Here is a 1,326-nt window from a genome sequence, read left to right on the forward strand (position 1 = left end):
TCTACTTCTGATTTGAATAAATCTTCTGATGGGATTGTCGCAGTAGTTCCATCTTTCAGTGTAACTGTCGCATTACCATCTTCATCAAATTTAACAGATTTAGTTTCTGGGTTTAATTCTCTTAATTTTTCTTCTACTTTAGCTTGATCATCCGGATCATTTGCTTCACCGGCTACTTTGTCTGCTGGTTTAACAATTTTACTATTTCCTGCATCTGGGTTAGAAGTATCTTCTTTAGTTCTTACTAATTCTGATGCTGGAATTGCTGCAGTTTTACCATCTGGAGTAGAAACAGAAACAGTTCCATCTTCATTGATTGTTACGATAGCATCTGGATTTACCTCTTCAACTTTAGCAACAATCTTAGCTTTCTCTTCGTCAGTTAAGTTCGATGGATCTTTTACGATAACTTTATCAAGTGGTTTGTTAATGTCATTTCCACCTTTACCGTTATCTAATTGGTCCTCAGTTTTCACTAATTTTGTCGGATTGATAATTCCTTTATCGCCAGCTTCTGTTGTTACTTCGATGTTTCCATTTTCATCATATTTAACTTCTTTAGCTGTTGGGTTAACTTTCTTAACTTCTTCTAAGATTTTAGCTTTTTCTTCATCTGTTAATGCACTTGGATCTTTTACTAATACTTTATCAATTGGTCTGTTTACTTCTCCAATTGCTTTAATAGCCGCCTTATCAGCTTCTTCTATTGTATTAACATCGTCTACACTACTTACTGCATCAATTGCTGCTTTAGATTTTTCAGCAGCTTTATCTACTTTAGCTTTTAATTTAGCTTTAGCTTCAGGAGTTAGATCGTTACGCGCATCGATTTCTGCTTTCTTAGCTGTTGCTTCTTCATCAATTGCTTTACGAGCATTTGGTTTATCTTCTACAACTGGTACAGATTTTTCAATTTCACCTTCAGCTGCTTCTTGAAGTTGCTTAACTTCTGCATCTGTTCTAGCTTTATCGATTTCTTCCTTAGCTTCTTCTGCTTGAGCTTTAGCTGCATCTGCTGCAACTTTCTTCTCTTCATCAGTAGCATCTGGAGTATTAGCAATATCTTCCAATTGTTTTGCTAATTTATCTTCGATTGCTTTCTTAGCTGCTGGTTTAGCTTTAGCTTCTGGATTTACAGCTGCAACTTCATCTACACCTGATTTCTTAGCACCATCTACTGCTGTTTGTGCTTCTGCTGCTTTTTCTGGTGTTTCTGCATTAGCTGGTTGAGCATCAATTGCATCTGTTGCTTCTTTAGCTTTTGCTTGAGCTTCTTCCTTAGCTGCTGCTTTTTCTTCGTCAGTTAAGTCTTTACGCCCGTCGATT

General features: G+C 36.6%; 1 protein-coding gene. It reads right to left on the reverse strand.

Annotated features, from left to right (window positions below; genetic code table 11):
* The coding region (locus HMPREF1048_RS06190) for a DUF1542 domain-containing protein (RefSeq protein WP_000519265.1) at positions 1–1,326 on the reverse strand (1,326 nt) is incomplete at both ends.

The organism is Streptococcus mitis SK575 (genome assembly GCF_000257865.1).
Lineage (GTDB): Bacteria > Bacillota > Bacilli > Lactobacillales > Streptococcaceae > Streptococcus > Streptococcus mitis_CQ.